The sequence below is a fragment of the Pseudomonas sp. ZS1P83 genome, from assembly GCF_054897825.1.
On record NZ_CM142706.1, the window covers coordinates 1,707,014 to 1,728,294 of the forward strand.

The 21,281-nt window shown below is 54.3% G+C and carries 20 protein-coding genes and 5 pseudogenes; 18 read left to right on the top strand and 7 right to left on the bottom strand.

Going from position 1 to position 21,281, the window contains the following annotated elements:
* Positions 1-17 precede the first annotated feature (17 nt).
* The 12 genes from ACYZT0_RS08360 to ACYZT0_RS08415 all read left to right on the top strand — a co-directional run bounded on the left by ACYZT0_RS08360 (position 18) and on the right by ACYZT0_RS08415 (position 11,690).
* Complete coding sequence (locus tag ACYZT0_RS08360; RefSeq protein ID WP_462045416.1) at positions 18-212, top strand: hypothetical protein; 195 nt, start codon at positions 18-20, stop codon at positions 210-212.
* Entirely contained in the window at positions 209-1,675 is a 1,467-nt protein-coding gene (locus tag ACYZT0_RS08365; protein WP_462045417.1) for an FAD-dependent oxidoreductase, read from the top strand. The genes ACYZT0_RS08360 and ACYZT0_RS08365 overlap by 4 nt, the downstream gene beginning before the upstream one ends.
* Positions 1,676-1,809: 134 nt before the next feature.
* A complete protein-coding gene (locus ACYZT0_RS08370; RefSeq protein WP_462046520.1) occupies positions 1,810-2,427 on the top strand; it encodes an acyltransferase in 618 nt (205 codons plus the stop codon).
* Positions 2,420-3,376 (top strand): glycosyltransferase family 2 protein, encoded by a 957-nt coding sequence (locus tag ACYZT0_RS08375; RefSeq protein WP_462045418.1) that lies wholly within the window; start codon positions 2,420-2,422, stop codon positions 3,374-3,376. The genes ACYZT0_RS08370 and ACYZT0_RS08375 overlap by 8 nt, the downstream gene beginning before the upstream one ends.
* A gap of 8 nt (positions 3,377-3,384) precedes the next feature.
* Positions 3,385-3,909 carry a serine O-acetyltransferase gene (locus tag ACYZT0_RS08380; protein WP_462045419.1) on the top strand — a complete coding sequence of 175 codons (525 nt, stop codon included), beginning with the start codon at positions 3,385-3,387 and terminating at the stop codon, positions 3,907-3,909.
* Positions 3,910-3,952: 43 nt separating this feature from the next.
* Positions 3,953-4,930, top strand: a complete 978-nt coding sequence (locus ACYZT0_RS08385; protein WP_462045420.1) for a glycosyltransferase family 2 protein — start codon at positions 3,953-3,955, stop codon at positions 4,928-4,930.
* Positions 4,931-4,937: 7 nt separating this feature from the next.
* A complete protein-coding gene (locus ACYZT0_RS08390; RefSeq protein WP_462045421.1) occupies positions 4,938-5,873 on the top strand; it encodes a DUF535 family protein in 936 nt (311 codons plus the stop codon).
* Positions 5,874-5,949: 76 nt separating this feature from the next.
* Positions 5,950-7,152 (top strand): glycosyltransferase family 4 protein, encoded by a 1,203-nt coding sequence (locus ACYZT0_RS08395; protein ID WP_462045422.1) that lies wholly within the window; start codon positions 5,950-5,952, stop codon positions 7,150-7,152.
* Positions 7,149-8,336 carry a glycosyltransferase family 2 protein gene (locus tag ACYZT0_RS08400; RefSeq protein ID WP_462045423.1) on the top strand — a complete coding sequence of 396 codons (1,188 nt, stop codon included), beginning with the start codon at positions 7,149-7,151 and terminating at the stop codon, positions 8,334-8,336. The genes ACYZT0_RS08395 and ACYZT0_RS08400 overlap by 4 nt, the downstream gene beginning before the upstream one ends.
* Entirely contained in the window at positions 8,336-9,070 is a 735-nt protein-coding gene (locus ACYZT0_RS08405) for a WecB/TagA/CpsF family glycosyltransferase (protein WP_462045424.1), read from the top strand. Before ACYZT0_RS08400 ends, ACYZT0_RS08405 begins: the two co-directional genes overlap by 1 nt.
* A gap of 272 nt (positions 9,071-9,342) precedes the next feature.
* On the top strand, positions 9,343-10,485 hold the full coding sequence (locus tag ACYZT0_RS08410) for a hypothetical protein (protein ID WP_462045425.1): 1,143 nt from the start codon (positions 9,343-9,345) through the stop codon (positions 10,483-10,485).
* 83 nt (positions 10,486-10,568) lie between these two features.
* The gene (locus ACYZT0_RS08415; protein ID WP_462045426.1) at positions 10,569-11,690 is read left to right on the top strand and encodes a glycosyltransferase 61 family protein; all 1,122 of its coding nucleotides are present in this window, start codon (positions 10,569-10,571) and stop codon (positions 11,688-11,690) included.
* Positions 11,691-11,748: 58 nt separating this feature from the next.
* Here ACYZT0_RS08415 and ACYZT0_RS08420 read toward each other — a convergent pair whose 3' ends face one another.
* The 3 genes and pseudogenes from ACYZT0_RS08420 to ACYZT0_RS08430 form a co-directional block, all read right to left on the bottom strand.
* Entirely contained in the window at positions 11,749-13,173 is a 1,425-nt protein-coding gene (locus ACYZT0_RS08420) for an undecaprenyl-phosphate glucose phosphotransferase (protein ID WP_462045427.1), read from the bottom strand.
* Positions 13,174-13,770: 597 nt separating this feature from the next.
* Positions 13,771-14,955 (bottom strand): acetyl-CoA C-acyltransferase family protein, encoded by a 1,185-nt coding sequence (locus ACYZT0_RS08425; RefSeq protein WP_462045428.1) that lies wholly within the window; start codon positions 14,953-14,955, stop codon positions 13,771-13,773.
* A 429-nt stretch (positions 14,956-15,384) separates the two neighbouring features.
* Positions 15,385-15,525, bottom strand: a pseudogene (locus ACYZT0_RS08430) (DUF2790 domain-containing protein); the annotation flags it as partial.
* A gap of 74 nt (positions 15,526-15,599) precedes the next feature.
* Here ACYZT0_RS08430 and ACYZT0_RS08435 point away from each other — a divergent pair.
* Positions 15,600-15,821: a hypothetical protein gene (locus ACYZT0_RS08435; protein WP_462045429.1), complete on the top strand. Its 222-nt coding sequence runs from the start codon at positions 15,600-15,602 to the stop codon at positions 15,819-15,821.
* 17 nt (positions 15,822-15,838) lie between these two features.
* On the opposite strand, the pseudogene ACYZT0_RS08440 reads toward ACYZT0_RS08435, so the two are convergent.
* The 4 genes and pseudogenes from ACYZT0_RS08440 to ACYZT0_RS08455 all read right to left on the bottom strand — a co-directional run.
* Positions 15,839-16,306, bottom strand: a pseudogene (locus tag ACYZT0_RS08440) (LysR substrate-binding domain-containing protein); the annotation flags it as partial.
* Positions 16,307-16,494: 188 nt separating this feature from the next.
* The gene (gene msrA, locus ACYZT0_RS08445; protein ID WP_462045430.1) at positions 16,495-17,001 is read right to left on the bottom strand and encodes a peptide-methionine (S)-S-oxide reductase MsrA; all 507 of its coding nucleotides are present in this window, start codon (positions 16,999-17,001) and stop codon (positions 16,495-16,497) included.
* A 54-nt stretch (positions 17,002-17,055) separates the two neighbouring features.
* Complete coding sequence (locus ACYZT0_RS08450; protein WP_461972728.1) at positions 17,056-17,307, bottom strand: hypothetical protein; 252 nt, start codon at positions 17,305-17,307, stop codon at positions 17,056-17,058.
* Positions 17,308-17,401: 94 nt separating this feature from the next.
* Positions 17,402-17,802: pseudogene (locus tag ACYZT0_RS08455) on the bottom strand (GFA family protein).
* 515 nt (positions 17,803-18,317) lie between these two features.
* On the opposite strand from ACYZT0_RS08455, the gene ACYZT0_RS08460 reads away from it, so the two are divergent.
* From ACYZT0_RS08460 to ACYZT0_RS08480, 5 genes and pseudogenes are all read left to right on the top strand, one after another.
* Positions 18,318-18,995, top strand: a complete 678-nt coding sequence (locus tag ACYZT0_RS08460) for a DUF72 domain-containing protein (RefSeq protein WP_462046521.1) — start codon at positions 18,318-18,320, stop codon at positions 18,993-18,995.
* 169 nt (positions 18,996-19,164) lie between these two features.
* On the top strand, positions 19,165-19,383 hold the full coding sequence (locus ACYZT0_RS08465; RefSeq protein WP_462045431.1) for a hypothetical protein: 219 nt from the start codon (positions 19,165-19,167) through the stop codon (positions 19,381-19,383).
* Between the two features lie 2 nt (positions 19,384-19,385).
* Positions 19,386-19,502: pseudogene (locus ACYZT0_RS08470) on the top strand (phosphatidate cytidylyltransferase); the annotation flags it as partial.
* Positions 19,503-19,663: 161 nt separating this feature from the next.
* Positions 19,664-20,419, top strand: a pseudogene (locus tag ACYZT0_RS08475) (HAMP domain-containing protein); the annotation flags it as partial.
* Positions 20,420-20,551: 132 nt separating this feature from the next.
* On the top strand, positions 20,552-21,277 hold the full coding sequence (locus ACYZT0_RS08480) for a methyl-accepting chemotaxis protein (RefSeq protein WP_462046522.1): 726 nt from the start codon (positions 20,552-20,554) through the stop codon (positions 21,275-21,277).
* Positions 21,278-21,281 lie beyond the last annotated feature (4 nt).

Consider the following 21,281-nt stretch of genomic DNA (forward strand, 5'->3'; position numbering starts at 1 on the left):
TCGGGGAGCTTTGAATCATGAGAGAAGCTGATTTGAATACCTCTGTGATGGGTCGCAGGGGCTTCCTCCAGGCTTTTGCTCTGTTGAGTCTTGGGGGGCTCATGTTCGGATTTTCCAAAGCCGTTTCTCGGCCTTCTGCTGTTAAATCCGAGTTTGTTGTAATCAACGGATGGGTGCTGCCTGCCCAGCATTTTCGGCAAACACAAGCATGATCAAAGACTACCAATCGCAGAAAGAACTCCGCGACCACTATGACGTCTGCGTCATAGGTGGGGGGCCAGCCGGCATTACGCTGGCCTTGCGTTTAGCCGGTAATGGTCGGCGTGTGGTGCTTGTCGAGGGCGGTGGGCACGAGTATTCACCGGCCTCGCAGAACCTCTACAAGGTCTCATCGTCAGGCCTTGAGGTCTACGCTGAGGAAACACGCCTGCGCTTTCTTGGCGGGACCTCCAATCACTGGGCCGGGCGATGCCGCCCATTCGAACAGTCGGACTTTACCGTAGGCCCTCCGGTGCGCGTGCCCGGTTGGCCCATCGCGTTTTCCGAGATCGAGCGCAATCTGGCGGCGGCCATGGATATTGTAGATCTTCCGCCGCACTCCGGATTCAAGGCTATCAATGCGACTTTGGACGGCACCGACTTTGACGCTGATCGTTTCCTGCTAAGCCCGCCGACGCGATTTGCACAAAAATATGCCAAGGAACTTAATGAGACCGAGGGGCTGGATGTCTTCATCAATTGCAATTGCGTCGATCTTGAGTTCGACAGCAAGAGCGGCCGCATAGGAACGATAGTCGTCTCGGACTACGAGTTGCATCGAGAGCGACTCACGGCAAACCAATTCATACTGGCGACAGGCGCGATCGAGAATGCCAGGCACCTGCTCAACAGTGAGTCCCTGGCGGCTGGCGGTATCGTCAGCAAGGATGGTTTCGTCGGTAGATGCTTCATGGAGCACCTGAACGTCGAAATGGGAACCTTCATCCTGAAAGACGGGCAGGGTACAGATTCTCGGCAGTACTTCACGACCGATACATTCGTGATGGAGCACGGGTCGGGTAAAGGGAATGTGACGGCCTCGTTTGTAGCTGAAGTGAAATCCTATGGGCGATTGGCTGCAATCAAGGGCTTTTTCGAGAACCTCGTCTGCGAAGTAGGTGCGGAGCACAAGATTGAATTTATTACCAAGTTCGATTGCCCTGGGGATGGGGTGCTCGGCACGCTGATCGAGCAGTTTCCCAACCCTAATAGCCGCATCTCGTTGCTCGACGAGCGAGATGCGTTAGGGATGAGAAAGGCAAGCATTCATTGGGAACTCACCCCGGCAGACAGAAATACCGTCAAGTCCATAGGGCTCGAAGTGGCAAAGTGTTTTGCTGACACAGGGCTAGGCTTTGTCAAGTTGGAAGAGTGCGTTTATGACGTCGATTTGCCACTGAAGGTCAATCCCCATGCTCATCATATGGGGACCACACGGATGGCGACGTCGCCTGAGTTTGGCGTTGTCGACGAGAACTGCAAAGTGTTCGGCGTCGAAAATCTTTACGTTGCGGGCAGCAGTGTTTTCGCTACAGGCGGTGCCTGTAACCCCACGATGCCTCTTTTGCAGCTTGCTCTAAGGCTAGCGGATTATCTTAACGATCAAATGAGGCCCGGGGTGGGCAGGTATTCCTGAGTGGGAATATTTGTGGATTTTTTGAGTGTTGAATTTTAGGGAGGCGTCTACGCTTAGGGTAGTGGTAATGAAGAATCAGGGTGTATCTAACCCTGGCACAGAAATCTATCGCTGAATATGTTGAGGCTGACAGGATGATTAGTCTACTAAAACGTACTATTGCTCACATTGCCAAAACAACGGGGCATGGGACCTCGCTCTATAAAAAATTCTGTAAACCGGACGGGTATGAATGGGCTAAACATATGGTTCGGTGGGGGGGACTGCACTCCATCGGTAAAGGCGTATGGATCAATCCTGCTGCCAATATAACTGACCCTTCGCTAGTACGACTCGGAAATAATGTAGGTTTATCGTGTTGCACGCTATTCGGCCACGATGGAATAGTCGGCTTGCTCGAGGTGCGCTACGGTAAAAAACTTGACTCTGTCGGCGCTATCGATATACGTGATAATTGTTTTATCGGCTATGGTTCTATCATCATGCCGCGTGTGACTATTGGTCCTGATTCGATTGTTGCAGCCGGTGCTGTAGTCGTAAAAGATGTTCCGCCTGGGGTAGTGGTTGCGGGTAATCCAGCCAAGGTTATTTGTACAATGGAAGAGGTGTTGGCGAAAGTCGAAGAGCGTAGCGCCACTTATCCGTGGATTGACCTTATCAGGCAACGCAGTGGTGTATACGACCCGGCACTTGAACCGAAGCTTATAGCAATGAGAGCGCAACACTTTTTTGGCGAGCAGCCCAATGGTTAGAGCTCCGCTTGATGTATTAGTGGTTAATTACAATACAGCGGCGTTGTTGCAACCGATGTTTAATGCGTTACGCCAGTCAAAGAGTGTGGGTCGTACGCGCTATTTGGTGGTGGACAATGCCTCTGCCGATAATTCGCTGGAGTGTCTGGCAACTATTTGTCCAGAGGCGTTGCAACTGGCCAATGAAAATAATGTGGGCTTTGGTCGTGCCAACAATCAATTGGTTGAACACCTGCAGGGCAAGTACGCGTTGCTCCTTAATACCGATGCCTTCGTTGACCCTGATACCCTGAGTAAGACCCTCGACTACATGGAGGCTCATCCTGATTGCGGTGTCCTCGGTGTTCGGTTGGTTGGACGGGAGGGAGATTTGCAACCCTCTTGTCGCTATTTCCCGACGCCGTTGAATGTCTTCCTCTCGCACACTGGGCTTGAACGCTTTTTTCCAGGGGTGAAAAGGGTCGACGACATGACCTGGGATCATAACTCGGTACGTGAGTGCGACTGGGTGCCCGGGTGCTATTACCTGATCCGCCGTGCAGTCATCGACCAGGTGGGCTTGTTCGATCCACGCTACTTCCTTTATTTCGAGGAGGTAGATCACTGCAAACGCGTCAAACAGGCTGGTTGGAAGGTGGTTTACTACCCGCATACCACGGTGGTGCATATCGGCGGTGAAAGTGCCAAGTCTGTTGACAAACTCAATGCGAGTGGTCGCCAGCTACCCACGTTGCAAATCGAAAGTGAGCTTTTGTACTTCCGCAAGCACCACGGTCTACTGGGTTTGGCCTTGCATATGGTACTGGTGAGTCTGGGTGATCTGATTTTGGCGCTCAAGGCGCTATTGAAAGGCCGCAGCCGGGCCGCTATAGGGGCGTGTTGGCAGCATGCTCGTGTGACCTGGGCGTTGCTGCGTGATACCAAATTCGCTAGCCAACCAACACGGTAGAACAATTTATGTTCGAAAACATACGTGCGGACTTGCGTGCCTACGCGGGAGATTGGGGGGCTCAGGGGTTTTGGGTGATGGTGGTTTATCGTTTTGGGCGCTGGCGCTACAGCGTGCGCCCGGCGCTATTACGTAAGTTGCTCTCCTTTATATACAAAGTGCTCTTCAAACTGGTGCAGATCGTGACGGGTATCGAGCTGCCGTGTGAGGTTGTGATCGGGCGTAACTTCGTCATCGATCATTTCGGTGGAATCGTGATCAGTGGCTATGCGCAGTTTGGCGATGATTGCCGTATTCGTAATGGCGTCGTCGTGGGCCTTAAGAATGTGAATGAGCCGATTGCCCCGGTAATGGGTAACAATGTTGATATCGGCGCGGGGGCCAAGGTGCTGGGCAATATCCGCATTGGTAACAATGTCGTGATTGGTGCCAATGCCGTGGTGCTGACCGATGTGCCGGACGACTCGGTGGCAGTGGGCGTGCCTGCGACTATCAAGAAAAGGAAGTACGCAGAAGCGAGGGAATGCTCATGAACCACCCGATGGATTATTTCAATTGCGTCGCTGAGTGAACGCCATGGCTACGGGTATGGGTATTGTTGTTATCGGTCGCAATGAAGGCCCGCGACTTGAACGTTGCCTGGCTTCACTGGTCGGTGCGGCGCAGAAGGTCGTTTATGTCGACTCTGGATCAACAGATGGTTCAGTGCAGATGGCCTTGACGCTTGGGGTCGAGGTAGTCGAGTTGGATATGACGATTCCGTTTACAGCTGCGCGCGCGCGCAATGAAGGATTCGCCTGCGTGCAACGCTTATTGCCGGCGATGCGTTATGTGCAGTTTGTCGATGGTGATTGCGAAGTTGTCGGTGGCTGGCTGCCCCAGGCACAGGTCTTTCTTGATACACATCCTGACGTTGCGGTGGTTTGTGGACGGCGCCGCGAACGTTTTCCACAGCGCTCGGTTTACAACTTACTGTGTGATCTCGAATGGGAAACGCCGGTAGGTGAGGCCAAGGCATGTGGTGGCGATGCGCTGATGCGGGCTGACGCCTTTGCCGAAGCGTCCGGGTTTCGACCGGAACTTATTGCCGGGGAAGAGCCTGAGCTGTGTGTGCGTCTGCGTGGGAATGGATGGAAAATCTGGCGTCTGGGTGAGGAAATGACCTTGCACGACGCCACCATGACCCGGTTCGGCCAATGGTGGCAGCGTACCCTGCGCGGTGGTTATGCCTTTGCCGAGGGCGCATTTTTGCATGGGGCCGCACCAGAGCAACATTGGTTACGTGAGTCGCGCCGTGTCTGGCTCTGGGGACTGGGTGTCCCGCTGGCGACTGTTATCGCGAGTTTGATGTCGGGATGGTTTGGGCTGCTTCTGCTGCTGGTCTATCCATTGCAGGTTGTGCGCTTGGCCCGCAGGGGCAATAGATCCACGCGTGAAAACTGGCTGCAAGCTTTCTTTCTCGTGCTGGGGAAATTTCCCGAGATGCTCGGGCAAGTCAAGTTTCTTTTGAGCAGATTCGGCGCCGGCAAGACGGCGTTGATCGAATACAAGTGAGACTTCTATGAATAATAGGGTGATATTAAAAAGCGTGTTGTTTTTACATGCAGGGTATTCTTTAAGAGCGTTGAATAATAAGTTTAAAATGCTGATTTTAGTTGTAAAAAATTGGTCTGAGCTAAAATTGTTTTTCTGGCGCATGTCGAACGCTCTGGGTAAGTCCGGTGTTGAGAAGTTGGGCGGGGATTGTGTGGGTGTTGTTCATTGGCCATACATCAGTAAAAGCTGGAGTTCTGAGTATAGACTTAGCGTATTAGCCTCGCATTACGAAGTCGTCGCCAAAAGCTGTCCACAGCTGTTGCTGTTGGGGCGAAATGACAGTTTGATATTGAGTGATTTATCGGCGTTCGCCGCTAGTTGTTCCTTGGTTCTGGATCGTCCGGTATGGTTTATGCGTGAAGGAGAGCTGGTGCTGAACCTGTTTCAGGGCGATTTGCGTATTGCATCAATAGCATTCACTTTGTGCCGCACGGACACTGAGTTGTGTATTTTTGTCGGTGCAGTTCAAGGAATACACAAAGGCGTGGAGAGTGATCGGTCCTTGAGTATTTATAGGGATCTGACAAAAGATTTTGAAGGTCTTCGGCCAAGAAGTTTTCTGATTGAAGTTATTAAATATATTGCAATCAATATTGGAGTTGGGAGGATTTACGCGGTAGGGGACAGGTATCGTCATCATCGTCATCCGTATTTCGGAGCTGAAAAAGCTAAAGAGCTTGCGGCAAATTATGATTTGATCTGGCTGGAGCATGGAGCGACTCCGTCAGAGCGCGAAGATTTTTTTGAGATTCCCATGATCCTGTCCAAGAAGGCGCTTGAAAGTATTCCTTCAAAAAAACGCGCCATGTACCGCAGACGTTACGAGCTTCTAGATGATACTTTTAAAAAGATAGACAGCGTGTTGATAGGCAGTTATAGCAGCCACCGTGTCGCGAGTTGATGCTCCTGGTACCTGTACTGCTGTGGGATTACCTGCAGTAATAATCCACCGAAACGACAACTAAATCTGGTTCCTTATGCGTATCGCTTATTTCATCAATCAATACCCCAAGGTCAGCCATAGCTTCATTCGTCGCGAGATTTTGGCGTTAGAGCGTCAGGGCTTTGTGGTGCAGCGCATTGCTCTGCGTGGCTGGGATGCCGAGTTGGTGGATGCCGAGGACGTGTCCGAACGCAGTAAAACGTGTTATGTGCTGCAGGGCGGAGTCAAAGGCCTGTTAGTGCCTGCGCTGCAGGTACTGCGCGCCCAGCCGCGACGCTTTTTTTCGGCGCTGTGGTTGGCGCTACGCATGGGCCGGCGTGCCGATCGGCCCTGGCCGTACCATTTGGTCTATTTGTTTGAAGCATGTCGCGTGCTGTCCTGGTTGCAGGCGTTCGGCGCCGAGCATGTGCACGCGCATTTCGGCACTAACTCAACTGAGGTGGTGATGTTGGCCAACGCACTCGGCGGGCCAGCGTACAGTTTTACCGTGCATGGCCCGGAAGAGTTCGACAAACCGCAGTTTATTCATTTGGGAGAAAAAGTCCGGCGCGCGGCCTTTGTCGCGGCGATCAGTTCTTATGGGCGCAGCCAGCTGTTTCGCTGGGTGGCTCATGCGCACTGGCCAAGGGTAAAGGTGGTGCACTGTGGGCTGGAGCGGGCGTTTCACGATGTGCCGGCCGTTGCCGTGCCATCCGCGCCGCGGTTGGTTTGCGTGGGTCGTTTGTGTGAGCAGAAGGGACAACTGTTGTTGCTTGAGGCCGCTCGCATCCTGGCAGCGCAAAACGTGGAGTTCGAGATAGTACTGGCGGGCGATGGGGAAATGCGTGCGCAAATCGAAGCCCTGATTGCACGGAATGGATTGCAGGCGCAGGTGCGAATTACCGGCTGGATCAGCAGCGAACAGGTGCGGGCGGAAATTCTTGCGGCGCGGGCCTTGGTGTTGCCGAGCTTCGCCGAGGGCTTGCCGGTGGTGATCATGGAAGCCATGGCGTTGCGCCGACCCGTACTGACGAGCTATGTGGCGGGCATTCCCGAGTTAGTGCGACAGGGTGAGAACGGCTGGTTGTTTCCCGCAGGAGCTGTGGATGAGTTGGCGGCGGCGCTGGCGGACTGCCTCGCGCTACCTGTCGAGGTGTTGCAGCGGATGGGCGAGGCGGCTCATCAGAGGGTGCTGGAGCGGCACGACATCGATACTGAAGCGGCCAAGTTGGCTAATTTGTTTAGGGCGCGAGCATGATCACGTTACTTAGTTGGCTGTTCAGCTCACTGCTTATACTCATCCTCCTGCCAGTATTGGTGCTGTTTGTGCAGGTGCTGCTGGCCTGCCTGCCTGCAAAGTCGCGCTCGTCGACGCAAGGATTGCGCCCGCGGGTGGCGGTGTTGATACCGGCATACAATGAATCCTCGATCATAGTCGCGACGTTAAATAGCATTCGGCCGCAGTTGCTTTTGGGTGATCGCTTGTTGGTGGTGGCGGATAACTGTTCTGACGACACAGCCGCGCTTGCCCGCATGGCGGGTGCCGAGGTGGTGGAGCGCAGCAATGATCAGCAGCGTGGCAAGGGTTATGCGCTGGACTGTGGGGTGCGTCATTTGGCGAGCGATGCGCCAGATGTCATGATTATTGTCGATGCGGATTGCCAGGTGGCTGAGGGTTTTATTGAGCGTTTGGCAATCTGTTGCATCGACTCAGGGCGACCAGCGCAAGCACTTAACTTAATGCGTGCTCCAGCAGGTTCAGGGCTAAAAGTGCGGCTTGCCGAGTTTGCCTGGTGTGTGAAAAATCGGGTACGGCCGCGTGGTTGGACCCGGCTTGGTTTGCCCTGTCAGTTAATGGGCACGGGAATGGCTTTCGTCTGGCGGGATCTGACTATGATCGATTTAGCCAGTGGCCACATCGTTGAAGATTTGAAGATGGGCCTGGATTTCTGCCGAAGCGGCAAGCCGCCTTTGTTTTGCCCCGATGCTCTGGTGACCAGTTATTTTCCGCGCAGCGATGAAGGCTTGATTACCCAGCGTACGCGCTGGGAACATGGTCATCTAGGGGTCATTCTTGGTGATGCGCCAAAGCTGGTAGTGGAGTCGATTACTCGGCGTAACTGGAGCCTGCTGGCTATGACGGTGGATTTATGGGTCCCTCCATTGGCCTTACTGACTTTAGTATTGGGGGCGTTCTTTAGTCTGTCATGGCTAGTATTCATGCTCGGCGGAGCGTTGACGCCAGCATTGGTGGCCTCTGTCGGGGTGGCAGTATTGAGCGTGACTATCTTGTTGGCCTGGAGCCAATTTGGTCGCGGGATCATCTCTTTCTTGGCCTTGTTGTATGCGCCGTTCTACGCGTTGAAGAAAATCCCTCTGTACATAGGTTTTGTGCTTAAGCGCCAGGTTGAATGGGTGCGTTCGAAGCGAGATGACACTTAATGCGTGCTTTGGCTTGGCAGCACAACTGGCAAACGATTATCCAGAAACTCAGGGTGGTCAGTGATGTGGGTGATGAACAACGATTGATTGAGGCTTTATCCAAGACTGAGTCGACGACGGTGCTCGGTTTCGTCAATGCCCATGCCATGAACTTGGTGGCGGGCAATACTGATTACTATAATGCGCTGTCGGCTGCTGACGTGTTGTTACGGGATGGCTCCGGCATGGCCATCCTGTTTCGTCGATTCGGCTTAGAGCCGGGGCTAAACATGAATGGCACAGATTTCATCCCCAAATTACTGGCAGCGTTCAAGGGCCGGCGCGTGGCTTTCTGGGGTACTGAAGAGCCCTTTCTCGCCAATGCGGTGCAGCGTAGCGAAGCGATATTTGCGGTAAATGTCGTCTCTGCTCACCATGGTTTTGCTGAGGTGGATGCCTACATCAACCTTGCCCGGCAGTTGCAGCCAGAATTGGTGGTGCTGGGGATGGGCATGCCCAAGCAAGAAGCCGTTGCTGCAAAATTAGCCGCCAGTGGCGTGCCATGTCTGGTCGTGTGCGGAGGGGCGATTCTGGATTTTCTCGGCGGCAAGGTGACTCGAGCTCCGCAATGGGTGCGTCGTCTCGGTTGTGAGTGGGTGTTCAGGCTAATAGGTGAGCCAAAGCGATTATTCAGTCGCTATGTGGTGGGCAATCCGACGTTCTTGTTGCGCACATTGATCTACAGAGATTCCTGACATTACAGGTATTTGACGCTTGACTGGCGCCATAAAAAACTTGGTTGAAATATCTTGCAAAACTCCGGCGTTGCACCTTTACTCATGTTGGAATTGTCGACTTGACGGGTGTGTTTGGGGTTACTTTCTTTAATAGGATTGGCGTCAGCAAAATGTTGTCGAATATTCTTGATTTTGAAAAATGTGCTCAGCTGTCGAGCGCTCATTTCGAGTAGTTAGGTTATTGATTTGTAAACTCAAATCGTCCTTCCTTGAATTATGCTAGTAGCCAAATGAAAAAATACATAACAGCATTAATTCGTAAGTTAATATCTCCTTCAATCCGATTTGAGCTAAGGAAAGCTAGCGCCTGGCTGCGAGATATACTGGGGAGGGCATGTTTTTGGCGATGGGAAATTGCCATATTCAGACTGCGGGAGGACAGCAGCTTTGCCATTCTCTATGTAGGCAGGAAAACACAGCGGGAGTTTGTGAAGGTTCTACTGGGCGCTGAATCTCATGCGGTTGATAGCCAGTTGAAATTTGATAAGTCAGACCGGACGGTGTGGGTCAGTGAAATGCCGACCTTGGGTGCATTGTATGTGCCTCAATATTTGAGTGCTGTCGTTCCGCTGAGCAGGTCAATTGAGGATATTACGGCCAGATACAATACCGAGTTACGGCGAAATCTGCGCAAGAATAGGCTGCGCTATCGTATGAAACAGGCCTTGAACGATGACGAAATTGAAATCGCAGATCGGGAAATGCTTAAGCCCTATGCCAGCGCAAGGCATGGAGCAGCCGCCTCTCAAATTGAATCGCATGAGGTTCAAAGGGTGGCAAAAAATGCCGGGCGGCTCGATCTGGTACTGTTGGAGGATGAAATTGTTGCATGCCATCTTGGGTGCGTAATTACCCGGGCAGGAAAACGCTACTGGAGCACGGTTCGTTTCGGCTATCCCAATGTTGTCTTTTCAGATGCTAAGAAATTGCGTGAAATTAACTCGATTACCACGTTCATGGCGCTTGAGTGGGCGATAGAAAATGGTTTTGACTATTATGATATCGGGACTTGCCTGGCACGCCCGGACGATGGGCTTCTCGAGTGGAAAAGACGGCGTGGCGGTGATGTCGATACGCTGGGCAACCACGGCTATTTATTTGTTCGACTGCCCAAGGTGGGCGCAGCCCAATTTCTTTGGGAGACGCCTTTATTTGCTGTTGAAGGCAAAAAGTTGACACTTCATCTTGGATTGCCGGACGGACCGAGTGATGAGGAGGTCGCGAGTCGTTATCGTGAAATGGGTTTTGGTGGACTTTTCAAAATATATCTTCATTGTTCCAGACAACCGGAAGAGGTGCTTCTCGACACCTTGCGCAGCCGCTACGCTCATCTGACATTACCCCCTGTCCTGGAAACCATTGTATCCACCTGAATAGGTTGCTGATTTAAAGAAGTACGGTTTACGTGTTTGGCCATTAACGCTGTTTCTGTATAACCACATTACGCGGGGTGGATATGTCGGAATTTAATGCATTGACGAGTGGCGGCCAATCAAAGTGGAGCCTTGCTGCGTATAAACACATTCTTAACACACGACTTATACGGAAGCCGTCGTTAACACTGCAAAGTCTAGCGGTGAAAACGTGGGAAATTGCGCCAGGCGAAATTTCAATTGCTCCACCCGCTTTTTTCCTTCCCAATCAGCTCGAACGTGTGACGGGATGGGCAGGGGAGCTTTTTTATCCTTACGAGCATCCCCGTCGCACAATGGAAGGCGTCGGCAGTGTTGAACATGGTCCAACACGAGGCTACCTGCTTAAAGATGTCTGGTTAATTGATGGCGCTCTTTACAAAGGGAATGCCAAATCTTCGTTGTCGCCTAGATCTGGTTGGTTACCAAAGATTCGCGTAGAAAACGAAATTGATCGCGGTGCGATGTATTGTACGGTGGGAGGGAATAAATGGTTTGGCTCGTGGTTAATGGATGATTGTATAACCTATCCAATGGCCTGCGACGAAGGCGTTCCGGTAACTACTGCACGGTCTGCCAACCTTGTGTCCACCGCCACGACCGGCCTACTTCACACCCCCGGCTATGAGGACTGGCTTGGTATGACGCCGGTTCGTTTACGTAACGCATTTTTTCGTGAGCTCGTGATCTTTGACGATCTATGTCAAAACCGACATAAGCACATGCGTTTTCGTGCGATGGGTGAAAAGTTGCTCTCACACGTAAAAGTTTGCGATCACCCAGGTGTGTTCATTCTGCGGGGTGGCACGGGTGAGTTGCGATTATTACGCAATGAAATAGAACTTGCAGAACGTCTGCGTGAGCGCAGAGGTTTTCGCATTATCGATCCTGCGAAATCTGATGTTCCGACTATCGTGGCGGCCTGTGCCGGCGCAAGAACCGTGGTAGGGATTGAAGGGAGTCATCTCATACACGGCGTTAATGTGCTCCAGCCAGGAGGTTCTCTGCTGGTGTTGCAGCCCCCTAATCGTTTCCTCTGTTTTTTCAAATATCTAACGGATCGCGATCACCAAAATTTTGGTTTTGTGGTCGGTACGCAAGAGGGCAACGGCTTTAGTATCGACCCCGATGAGGTTGAACGTACGCTAGATCTATTGCCGTCATGACAGCTATTGAATTCACACCGGGGCAGCCTACCACCCCGGTGTTCTGGGTAATGTCGGGCTAGTAGGCATGCTTGCCGGAGAAGGCAAACACAGTTCGTACAAGAATGACGAAATCGAGCCACAGCGACCAGTTGTTGATGTATTCAATGTCCGAATCAACACGATGGATCATCTGCTCTATATCCCTCGTTTCACCTCGAAAGCCACGTACCTGAGCCAGACCTGTGATGCCCGGTTTAATGTTGTGACGCGCAAAGTAGCCCGAGACGTCGGGCGAGTACTGCACATCGTGTTGAATAGCGTGCGGGCGAGGCCCCACCAGAGACATTTCCCCCATCAAAACGTTGAATAACTGTGGTAACTCATCCAGGCTGGTTCGCCGAATAAAAGCTCCCACCCTGGTCATGCGCGGATCATTCTTTTGCGCCTGTTTGACGGTGCCATCTTCCGGCTGATGGACGACCATGCTTCTGAACTTCCAGATCCGAAAAGCTTCTCCACTCCATCCCATGCGCCTTTGACGAAAGAACACGGGCCCAGGGCTATCGAGTTTGATGGCAATGGCGACTGCTACCAGAACTGGCGCCGCAAGAACCAAAATGAGAAAGGCCAGGACTTTGTCCTCAAGATTCTTCAGAAACAGACGCATCCCCATCAGCGGAGTTTCAGACAAGGTCAGCACGGGAATGCCGGCAATTTCGCGAACACTGTGGTTGATCAGGCGCAACGAGAAAATGTCAGGCACCCAGTTAACAGAGATGTGTTTATCGAACAGCCTTAAATAAACATCCTGGATAACCTCTGAGCCGCCCAGAGGGGTCACAAAATAGACGGTACGAATAGCGTGTTGGATGACTAACTCATCAAGGTCGGAGATATCGCCCAGTATCGACAGGCGCGGTGCACCTAACATGACCTCCTTTCCTCGATCATCGTCCGTGCCAATCAACACACACCCGACGATACGTTCACCCAGCCAGGGATTATTGCTTATTTTCTTGTGAAGATAGTTGGCCAGCTCACCCGAGCCAATGATAAGCGAATTTTCCAATTGCGTCGGGTGGGTCAAAAACTTCTTCTGCATTTCGCGTGTCGCGAGGTGCAAAAGCATCTGAGCAAAATATCCAATAACAAATAGCTGCCCAACCAACAACCGCGAGTACTGTTCGCTCTGTTTGGTTAAAAAGGCCATGGCAACGAGAAAACCAAACGTGGCAGTCCACGCCTTTAAAAGCTTGAAGGCCTTGACGGTAAATCCGACATTACTGCGGTAAATAGCATAGTGGTCGTACACGACGGCCAACGCCCCCAGCAGCAACAGGAGCAGGATGACGTAGTCCTGCGTGATAAAGCCGATATGATAATTGATCAAAAACCACGCGACACCGGTCACCGCAACGCAATCGAGACCGGCCTGGATAACGATACTGGTACTGCTTCTTCGCTGGAGTACGGAGCGTGTGCTGTTGGGCTCAAATATCATGTTCAGACCTCATTTGCTTTCCCTCGCGCTCAATGATGACGAGAATCAGTTCAAATTGCCCACGCTTGATAGCGTTAGCGTCACCGGCAAGCTACTCATACTTTTGATAAGCCCCTTCACCATCGAAATTAGCAGACTTGGGAGAATCTGGTGACGTGCTATCACTTTAGCACCGCTGCGCAATCATTCACTCAATCGACACGGTTTCGGTCAACCTTCTGCGCAACGTCGAGCTGATGGGGCTTGACGCCTGAGTTCAAGACTGTCGCTAACGCTTGAGAAGACAACGGGCAAGGCCTACCGCGGCGTCTGCCGTCAGTGCTCTGTCAGTAGTCGGGTTGTTCGCAGTGAGGCTGGACGCGCAGCGATCACTGGGTGTTCGGGCGTGCTTGTTTAAAAGCGTTTGGTGGTGTCACCGGTCTACTAACTTGCGCACAGGCGCCACTCTTTCGTGTAGTGCTAACCGAATAGCCACTGCCCGTGGGCGTGCGGTCTTTGAGGCTTATACCGAGCTGGAGTCGGTGTGCATTGCGCACTGATTCCATCGTGGTAAAACGAGACGGCGCCCGCAATGGGCGCCGTCAGCGTTTGGGTCGATCAGACGCGTTCGAACAACACGGCGATGCCCTGGCCGCCGCCGATGCACATGGTCGCCAGAGCATAACGGCCCTGAACACGGTGCAGTTCGTGAATGGCCTTGGTGGCGATAATCGCGCCGGTAGCACCCACCGGATGCCCCAGCGAGATCCCCGAACCATTGGGGTTAGTCTTCTCCGGGTCGAAGCCCAGTTCCTGCGCCACGGCACACGCCTGGGCAGCGAATGCTTCGTTGGACTCGATAACATCCAGGTCGGCAATGGTCAGGCCGGCTCGTTTGAGGACCAGGCGGGTCGCGGGAATCGGTCCTAATCCCATCAGTTCAGGCTCAACACCGGCATGGGCGTAACAGACCAGTCGGGCCATCGGCTTGAGGCCGTGCTCGCGAACCATCTGACCTGTGGCCATGATCAGTGCGCCGGCACCGTCATTCAGGCCCGACGCATTGCCGGCGGTGACGCTGCCGTCTTTTTTGAACGCCGGTTTCATCTTGCCCAATTGCTCGGCACTGATGTCTGCCCGGACATGCTCGTCCGTCGCAAATGTCACGGTACCTTTACGGGACGCCACTTCGATCGGCACGATCTGCTCGATGAACCGGCCTTCGGCAATTGCCCGGGCAGCCCGTTGTTGGCTGACCTGCGCCAGTTCATCCTGGGCCTGGCGAGTGATGCCATAGCGTTCGGCGATATTTTCCGCGGTGATACCCATATGGAAACCTGCAAACGGATCGTGCAGAGCACCGAGCATGTAGTCGATGGCTTGCATATCACCCATCCGTGCGCCCCAGCGTGCCTGCGGCAACAGGTAGGCCCCGCGGCTCATGGACTCGACGCCACCCGCCAGCGCAGCACCTGCATCGCCCAACATCAAACTTTGCGCGGCGCTGACAATCGCCTGCAAGCCAGAGCCGCAGAGGCGGTTGACGTTGAAGGCCGGCGTCTCTTTCGGCAGGCCGGCATTCATCGCTACCGCGCGAGAGATGTAGGCGTCACGCGCTTCGGTCGGGATCACATGCCCCATCACCGCGTGACCGATGTACTCAGGCGCCAGCCCCGAACGGTCAATGGCGGCACGGCAAACGTCAGTCGCCAATTGAATCGGCGGGACATCTTTAAGCGAACCGCCAAAGCTGCCGATGGCCGAGCGAACGGCGCTGATAACAAAAATGTCGGATGGGTTCATGCGGGTTCCCCTGGAGTAGTCCTGGATTCAAGTGTGCTTTAGTACTGTTATTTGGGGAGCGAGTCTAGAGACAGCAATGATTTTGGCCTATGCCAAAACTGCTCAAGGGAGTTGGTGTTTTTTGCCATTTAGTCAGCAATTGCTGTGCAGTTCAGAGCGTGGGAACGATCATGCCGAGCCTGGACGAGGCACCGAATGGCGGGGCAAGAGCCCTTGGTTACCTGGGACTTTTCCAAGTGACCCACCGTAGGGGCGGAACCGTAAGTGGCCGTTACCGCGCGGCCTGCTTTGGGTTCGTCTTCGACTACGAGGATGTTCGTGGGGATCTGCCGGCTTCAGGTATCAGTAACATTCGGGGACGGAGGCAGGCTACTGGGGCGAGACATTGGCGCCAGTGTAGCCCGCGCCTCTGTGAGTGCAGGCGTCTGATCAATTATCACCAATGCAACCCATGCCCTGGACCTGGTAATCCAGTACGTGCTTGCGACCCCGATGGTCAAGGTAAATGAGCTGCGCCGGGACGATGCCGCATTCGTGCGAGATATTATTGCTGGACAGGTCTTTGGCAACGCCGTACGTCGGAATCGAGGAACGGCCCTTCATGTAATAACTTCCAAGAGACGTCACCGCCTGGGAATTTGACTATGAATGATGATCGCAAACAGGAAGCCCTGGAGGCCTGGTACCAGCTCCTGAAAGAGCCCCAGATCCGGATGGATTGTGAAGAGCAGTACGACGAACTGCTGAAAGCCGCCGATGAGATGGAGCGTACCGGACTCATCAACGGCGCTGAATGGCGCAAGCTGGTTAAAGAGGCGAGCGCCGCTTTCGCCAATGCGACAGAAGGGTTAGGGCGCGGAACCTAGTGGTCAAACCGTCGTGGTCAAACTTCGCCGGCTTGCTGTTCGGCCTGTTGGGCGAACCACTGCATGATCAGTGAACAGGCTGGATGAGAGGCGGCGGAAGGTTGCAGGTTCAAGGCGTAAATGCCCTGGGTCTTCAAGGGTTTTCCGAACGGAACGACGAGCACGCCTCGTTCGATGGATTCTCCTGTCAGGGTCATGTCCGTCATGGCGACGCCCAGCCCGCGCGCCGCAGCATCGAGCGCCAACTCGTCAAGGTTGAAGGGGATGTGGCGGTAGTCCTCGAGTGACTTGCCGCCATTGGCTGACAGCCACTGGACCCAGTCGTGCTTGTCCGCCGAGCGATGCAACAGCGGGAAACGTACGAGGTCTGCCACCGACTCCAACGGCTGGGTCGTGGTGCCCAGGCCAGGGGCGCACACCGGCACCAGCGCTTCCTCGAACAAGGTCAGGCAGTCAGGATCGCTGGACGGCTCGGGCAGATGAACGCGTTCATCCCGCGCTCAGGGATAGAGGACAGCGGGACCTCCCGATGGAACTCAGCGCCAGGTGTCTTGATCCGGGGGTTGTGTATGGCTGTGTAAGATCGCCGGCGAAAATACAGACAGTTACAAATCACCCGGGGCAGAAACGGTCTCGCCGACAGTCGCCGACGGGACCGCTTTTGACCTCACCATCACTCTCGTTTGGGCAGTTTCCAGTTTGGCCGAATGAAATGGCAGGTGTAGCCGTTGGGATAGTGTTCGAGGTAGTCCTGATGTTCCGGCTCTGCTTCCCAGAACGGGCCTGCGGGCAGGATTTCAGTGACGACCTTGTCGGGCCACAAGCCGGATGCATCAGCGTCGGCCACCGTGTCCTCGGCCATCTGTTTCTGTTCGTCGTCGAGATAGAAGAGCGCCGAGCGATAGCTCATACCCACATCGTTACCCTGACGATTCTTCGTCGTCGGGTCGTGGATCTGGAAGAAAAACTCGAGGATCTGACGATAGGTGATCTGGTCCGGATCGAACACGATCTCGATCGCTTCCGCGTGCGTGCCATGGTTGCGGTAAGTCGCGTTGGGCACATCACCGCCCGAGTAGCCTACCCGTGTGGACAGCACGCCGGGGTAACGTCTTAGCAAATCCTGCATGCCCCAAAAGCAACCACCGGCCAGGATGGCAGTTTCAGTTCGCGTTGCCATAATACGGTCCTCCCATCAGTGAATTTAACTTCAAGCCGCGGGTTGTCGCATCAATCATAGCCACGACTCAGCAACACGGCGGTCCAGCGCTTCCCAATCAGCCATGCCCAACACCCTGGTCGTGTTGAGTCCGCGCAGATAACCCCTAAGTTGATTGGCCGATGCACGCCGCGCGTCAGAGTGGGTAATGTCGTCGTGTAGCGCTTCCTCGTAGAGCTGCAGGTACTCGGCCACCCGGTCGCGGAACTCCGGCAACACGGCCTCAAGAATCAAGTCGAAAGTCCGCAGCTTCTGATTGGCATTCACGGTGGCATCCCAGGAGAGTTTGAGGGTTGTTGTCCGGTTTGGCGGATCGGGTATCAATGTACCTCATATGGATTCGCCTTTTGGCCGAAAGCTATCACCCCGTCCGTGACCACTGATCTTCGATTGCGTACCACGACGCTTTCGAATCGACGCATACGTGTTTCTGTTTCTCACTCAGAAACGGCGTATCCAGCGTGCCGATCGCCACTGACATCCACTCCGAAAATGCGCCCTTGGAATCAGACCAGAACAGCGAAGAGCCGCAGTTGCTACAGAACTGTCGAGAGACGCCTTCAGACGAGTGATAGGTTCTCAGCGTTTCGACGCCCGCAATGACTGTAATCGCTGACCTTGGCGCGCTTGCATACGTTGCGAACGCTGCCCCGTGGCCCTTGCGACATTTGCTGCAATGGCAATGGGTAACCGCTTTCAGCTCGGCGCCACACGATATTTTACTGCGCCGCAGAGGCAACTTCCTTGGTGAAGTCCATCCATGTTCATCGTTTCTCAGGTGTTGGTCGCGTCACTGTAGCGGTCTGGTGCGGGGGTTGGCGAGTTGAGTGAAACACCAGGCTCGCTGGCCGTTTCTACGATTGGCTGCAGTTTGAATCGTCAGACATCCGAATTCGCGGATTAACCGTCGTCTTATAGGCTAAAAGGAGATTTGGAAAAAACAGAAAGGCCACTGGTTGCTGGTAGGTCGACAAGCGTTCAAGTTCTGATTCTTGCGTAACGAAGGGGACACCTGCCAGGCAACTACGGTGTCCCTTGCTCTCGTAGTTAGAACAACAGTGAAAGCTATCACTCAGCGGTCATCGTACAACCTGGCATGCGACCGACGAAAAAACGAACTTGTGTTGAGGGCTTATCTCGAAGTTAGAGGTCGCAACGGTGCTCCGAAAAACGGTGCTGCGAAAAATGAAGGTGAAAAACTCTTGGCTGGGGTGAATCTGGACTCGTTGTTTTACATCGGTTGTTCGGGCTGGAATCTGCCCCGTGAGCACTGGCCGATGTTTCCTGCGCACGGCACGCATTTGCAGCGGTACGCGTCGCACCTGACGGCGGTAGAAATCAACAGCTCGTTTTATCGCCCGCATCGACCGCAAACGTATTCACGCTGGGCGAAGTCGGTACCGGAGCCGTTTCGTTTTTCGGTCAAGGTGCCCAAGCTCATCACTCATGTTCAGCGATTGCAGGGGTGTGAGCGGCTGCTGGACGAGTTTCTTTCCCAGTGCACGGCGCTTGGCGATTCGTTGGGTTGTCTTCTGGTTCAGTTGCCGTCGTCACTGGCTTACGACGAAGGCATCGCCACCGGCTTTTTCCTGGCGTTACGGCAGCGTTATGCAGGCGCTTTGGTGCTTGAGCCTCGGCATGAAACCTGGCTGAACGCTGACGCTTTGTTGATCGAGCAACGCGTCGGGCGGGTCGCGGCTGATCCGTCACCGATTTCAGGTGGTGGGACACCAGGTGGCTGGCCTGGAATCCATTACTGGCGGCTGCATGGCTCGCCGCGTATTTATCACAGTGACTATGAGCCGGATCGATTGCAGGCGTTGGCGCAGCAAGTGCAAAACTCGGTGCGGAAGGGGGTCACCACCTGGTGCATCTTCGATAACACCGCCAGCGGTTTTGCACTGGGCAATGCCCTGACGTTGCAGGCCTACATCGACAAATCAGGTATTGCTTAAGGCTCCAGGTAGCTCATAAAAAACCTAAAGAACTGATTTCTGTTCTTCGACTCCTTATCGGCGTCACGGCCGATGACCCCCAGCGCGATCAACAGGACGTAGTGAGTGCCATAAACGGCTGCTTCGACGGCATTCAGTACAGTCCTGCGGTCATCACGGCCATTCGAAGATGGAAAAGTCCACCGATCTCACGCGTCAGCGAGTCTATTTCGCCAATCACACCAGTCATATGGACACCTTGGCAATCATTGCAGCCTTGCCGCCCGAAGCACGGTTAAATGTGAAGCCGATTGCCGCTGCCGAATACCGGGGAAAGAACAGGTTTCTGTCGTACACCCCAGAAAGGGCTCAACGCCGTGCTGATTGTGTTCGTCGTTCAATTGAGTGACCAAGGACTGGGGGACCATGATCAAAGGCCACGGCGGCATGCTCGACCGGATGGACTCGATTTGCTTCCCGGCGCCGATCTTCTTTCACCTGACGCGATACTTCTTCTCTGCTGCTTGATTCGGGTGCAATCAAAACCGGCAAGACATACCGCATGTCGTAAAGACATGCGCGTATGGATATTCGCTTAAATAACCGCTCGCGCCAGCCGATAGCCTCAGCAAATCAATCCGCAGTTGGCATTACGCAACTGACAAACGTGACGAGAGAGGATCCACAGAGTGTCCATAAAATTACGTTTGATTCTGCTGATTGGCACCGGCCTGCTCACCGCATTGATCATGAGCCTGGTCAGTTATCTGGGTAACACCCAGATGGCTGAAGCGGTGAATGACAACGAGGTCAGTATGACCGCGCTGCGCAATCATCTCGAAGCCGACATGATGCACGACGCGTTACGCGCCGACGTGCTGTCCGCGATGGTGGTGGGGTTGGGCAAAAGCACCAGCAGCAAAGCCGAGGTGCGCAGCTCCATCGAGGAACATGCGGCGCATTTTCGTGAAATGCTCAGTGAAAACCTCAAGCTGCCGGTCAACGACACCATTAAAGCGGGCCTGAACAAGATCAAGCCAAGCCTCGACAACTACATCAGCGCAGCCGAACGGATCGTCGGGTTGGCGCTGGAAAATCCGGAGGCTGCTCAAAAAGATCTGGGCACCTTCAATACTGCGTTCAGCCAGCTGGAAGACCAGATGGCCGGCCTCAGTGAACTGATCGAAACCAACACCCAACAGACCAGCGCCGGCACTCAAAAAGTCATCAGCAACGCCAACTTCACCCTTGGCAGCGTACTCATCGCCAGCCTGTTGTTGCTGCTCGCCCAAGGCCGCTGGGTGATTCTGAGCATCATGGGGCCGTTGAGGACCGCCAGCCGCATCGCCAACAACATCGCCCATGGCAACCTGAGCGAACCGATTGTCGAGCCCACTCAGAAGGACGAAGCCAGCGCGCTGATCCGCAGCCTTGCGACCATGCAGCGCGACCTGCGCGGCATGATCGAAGTCGTGCGCAGCAACGCCCACGGCGTGAGTGGCATGAGCGAGCAATTGAGCAGTGGCTGTCACGAAGTGGCCGGTAGCAGCCAGCAGCAAAGCGTAGCGGCCAGCACCATGGCGGCGGCAGCCAGCGAAATGACCGCGAGCATCGAGGAAATCACCCGGCATGCCGAGCGGGCGCTGGACATGGCCAATCAGGCCGAGTCACTGGCCAAGGATGGCGGTCGGGTGATCCATCAGGTGGTCAATGACATGGACGGCATTGCGCGTTCTGCGCAGCAATCGGCCCAGGTGATCCGCACGCTGGACAAGGAATCCGAGGGGATTTTCAGCATCATCCAGGTGATCAAGGGCATCGCCGATCAAACCAACCTGCTGGCGCTCAACGCCGCGATCGAAGCCGCTCGCGCCGGTGAGCAAGGGCGTGGTTTTGCCGTGGTGGCCGACGAAGTACGGAGTCTGGCGGGACGCACCAGCGCCTCCACCCAGGAAATTGCCACGATGGTTTCACGCATCCAGCAAAGCACCCGCGAGGCGGTGACCAGCATGGAGGCGGGCGTGGCGCAGGTCGACAAAGGCATGGCGGTGACCGCCGATGTCGAGCGCGCCATCCGCGAAATCCTTGACGCCACGCTGAACACCACTCAACTGGTCAATGACATTACCCGCACCATCGGTGAGCAGAGCCTGGCCAGCAATGAAATCGCCCATCAAGTCGAAATGATTGCCGGCATGTCCGAAGGCAACAGCAAGGTCATTGGCCGGACCGCCACCACCACCGACGAACTGTCCACCCTGGCGGGCAAACTCTCGCAGTCGGTGGATCGGTTTCGGCTTTGAGGCG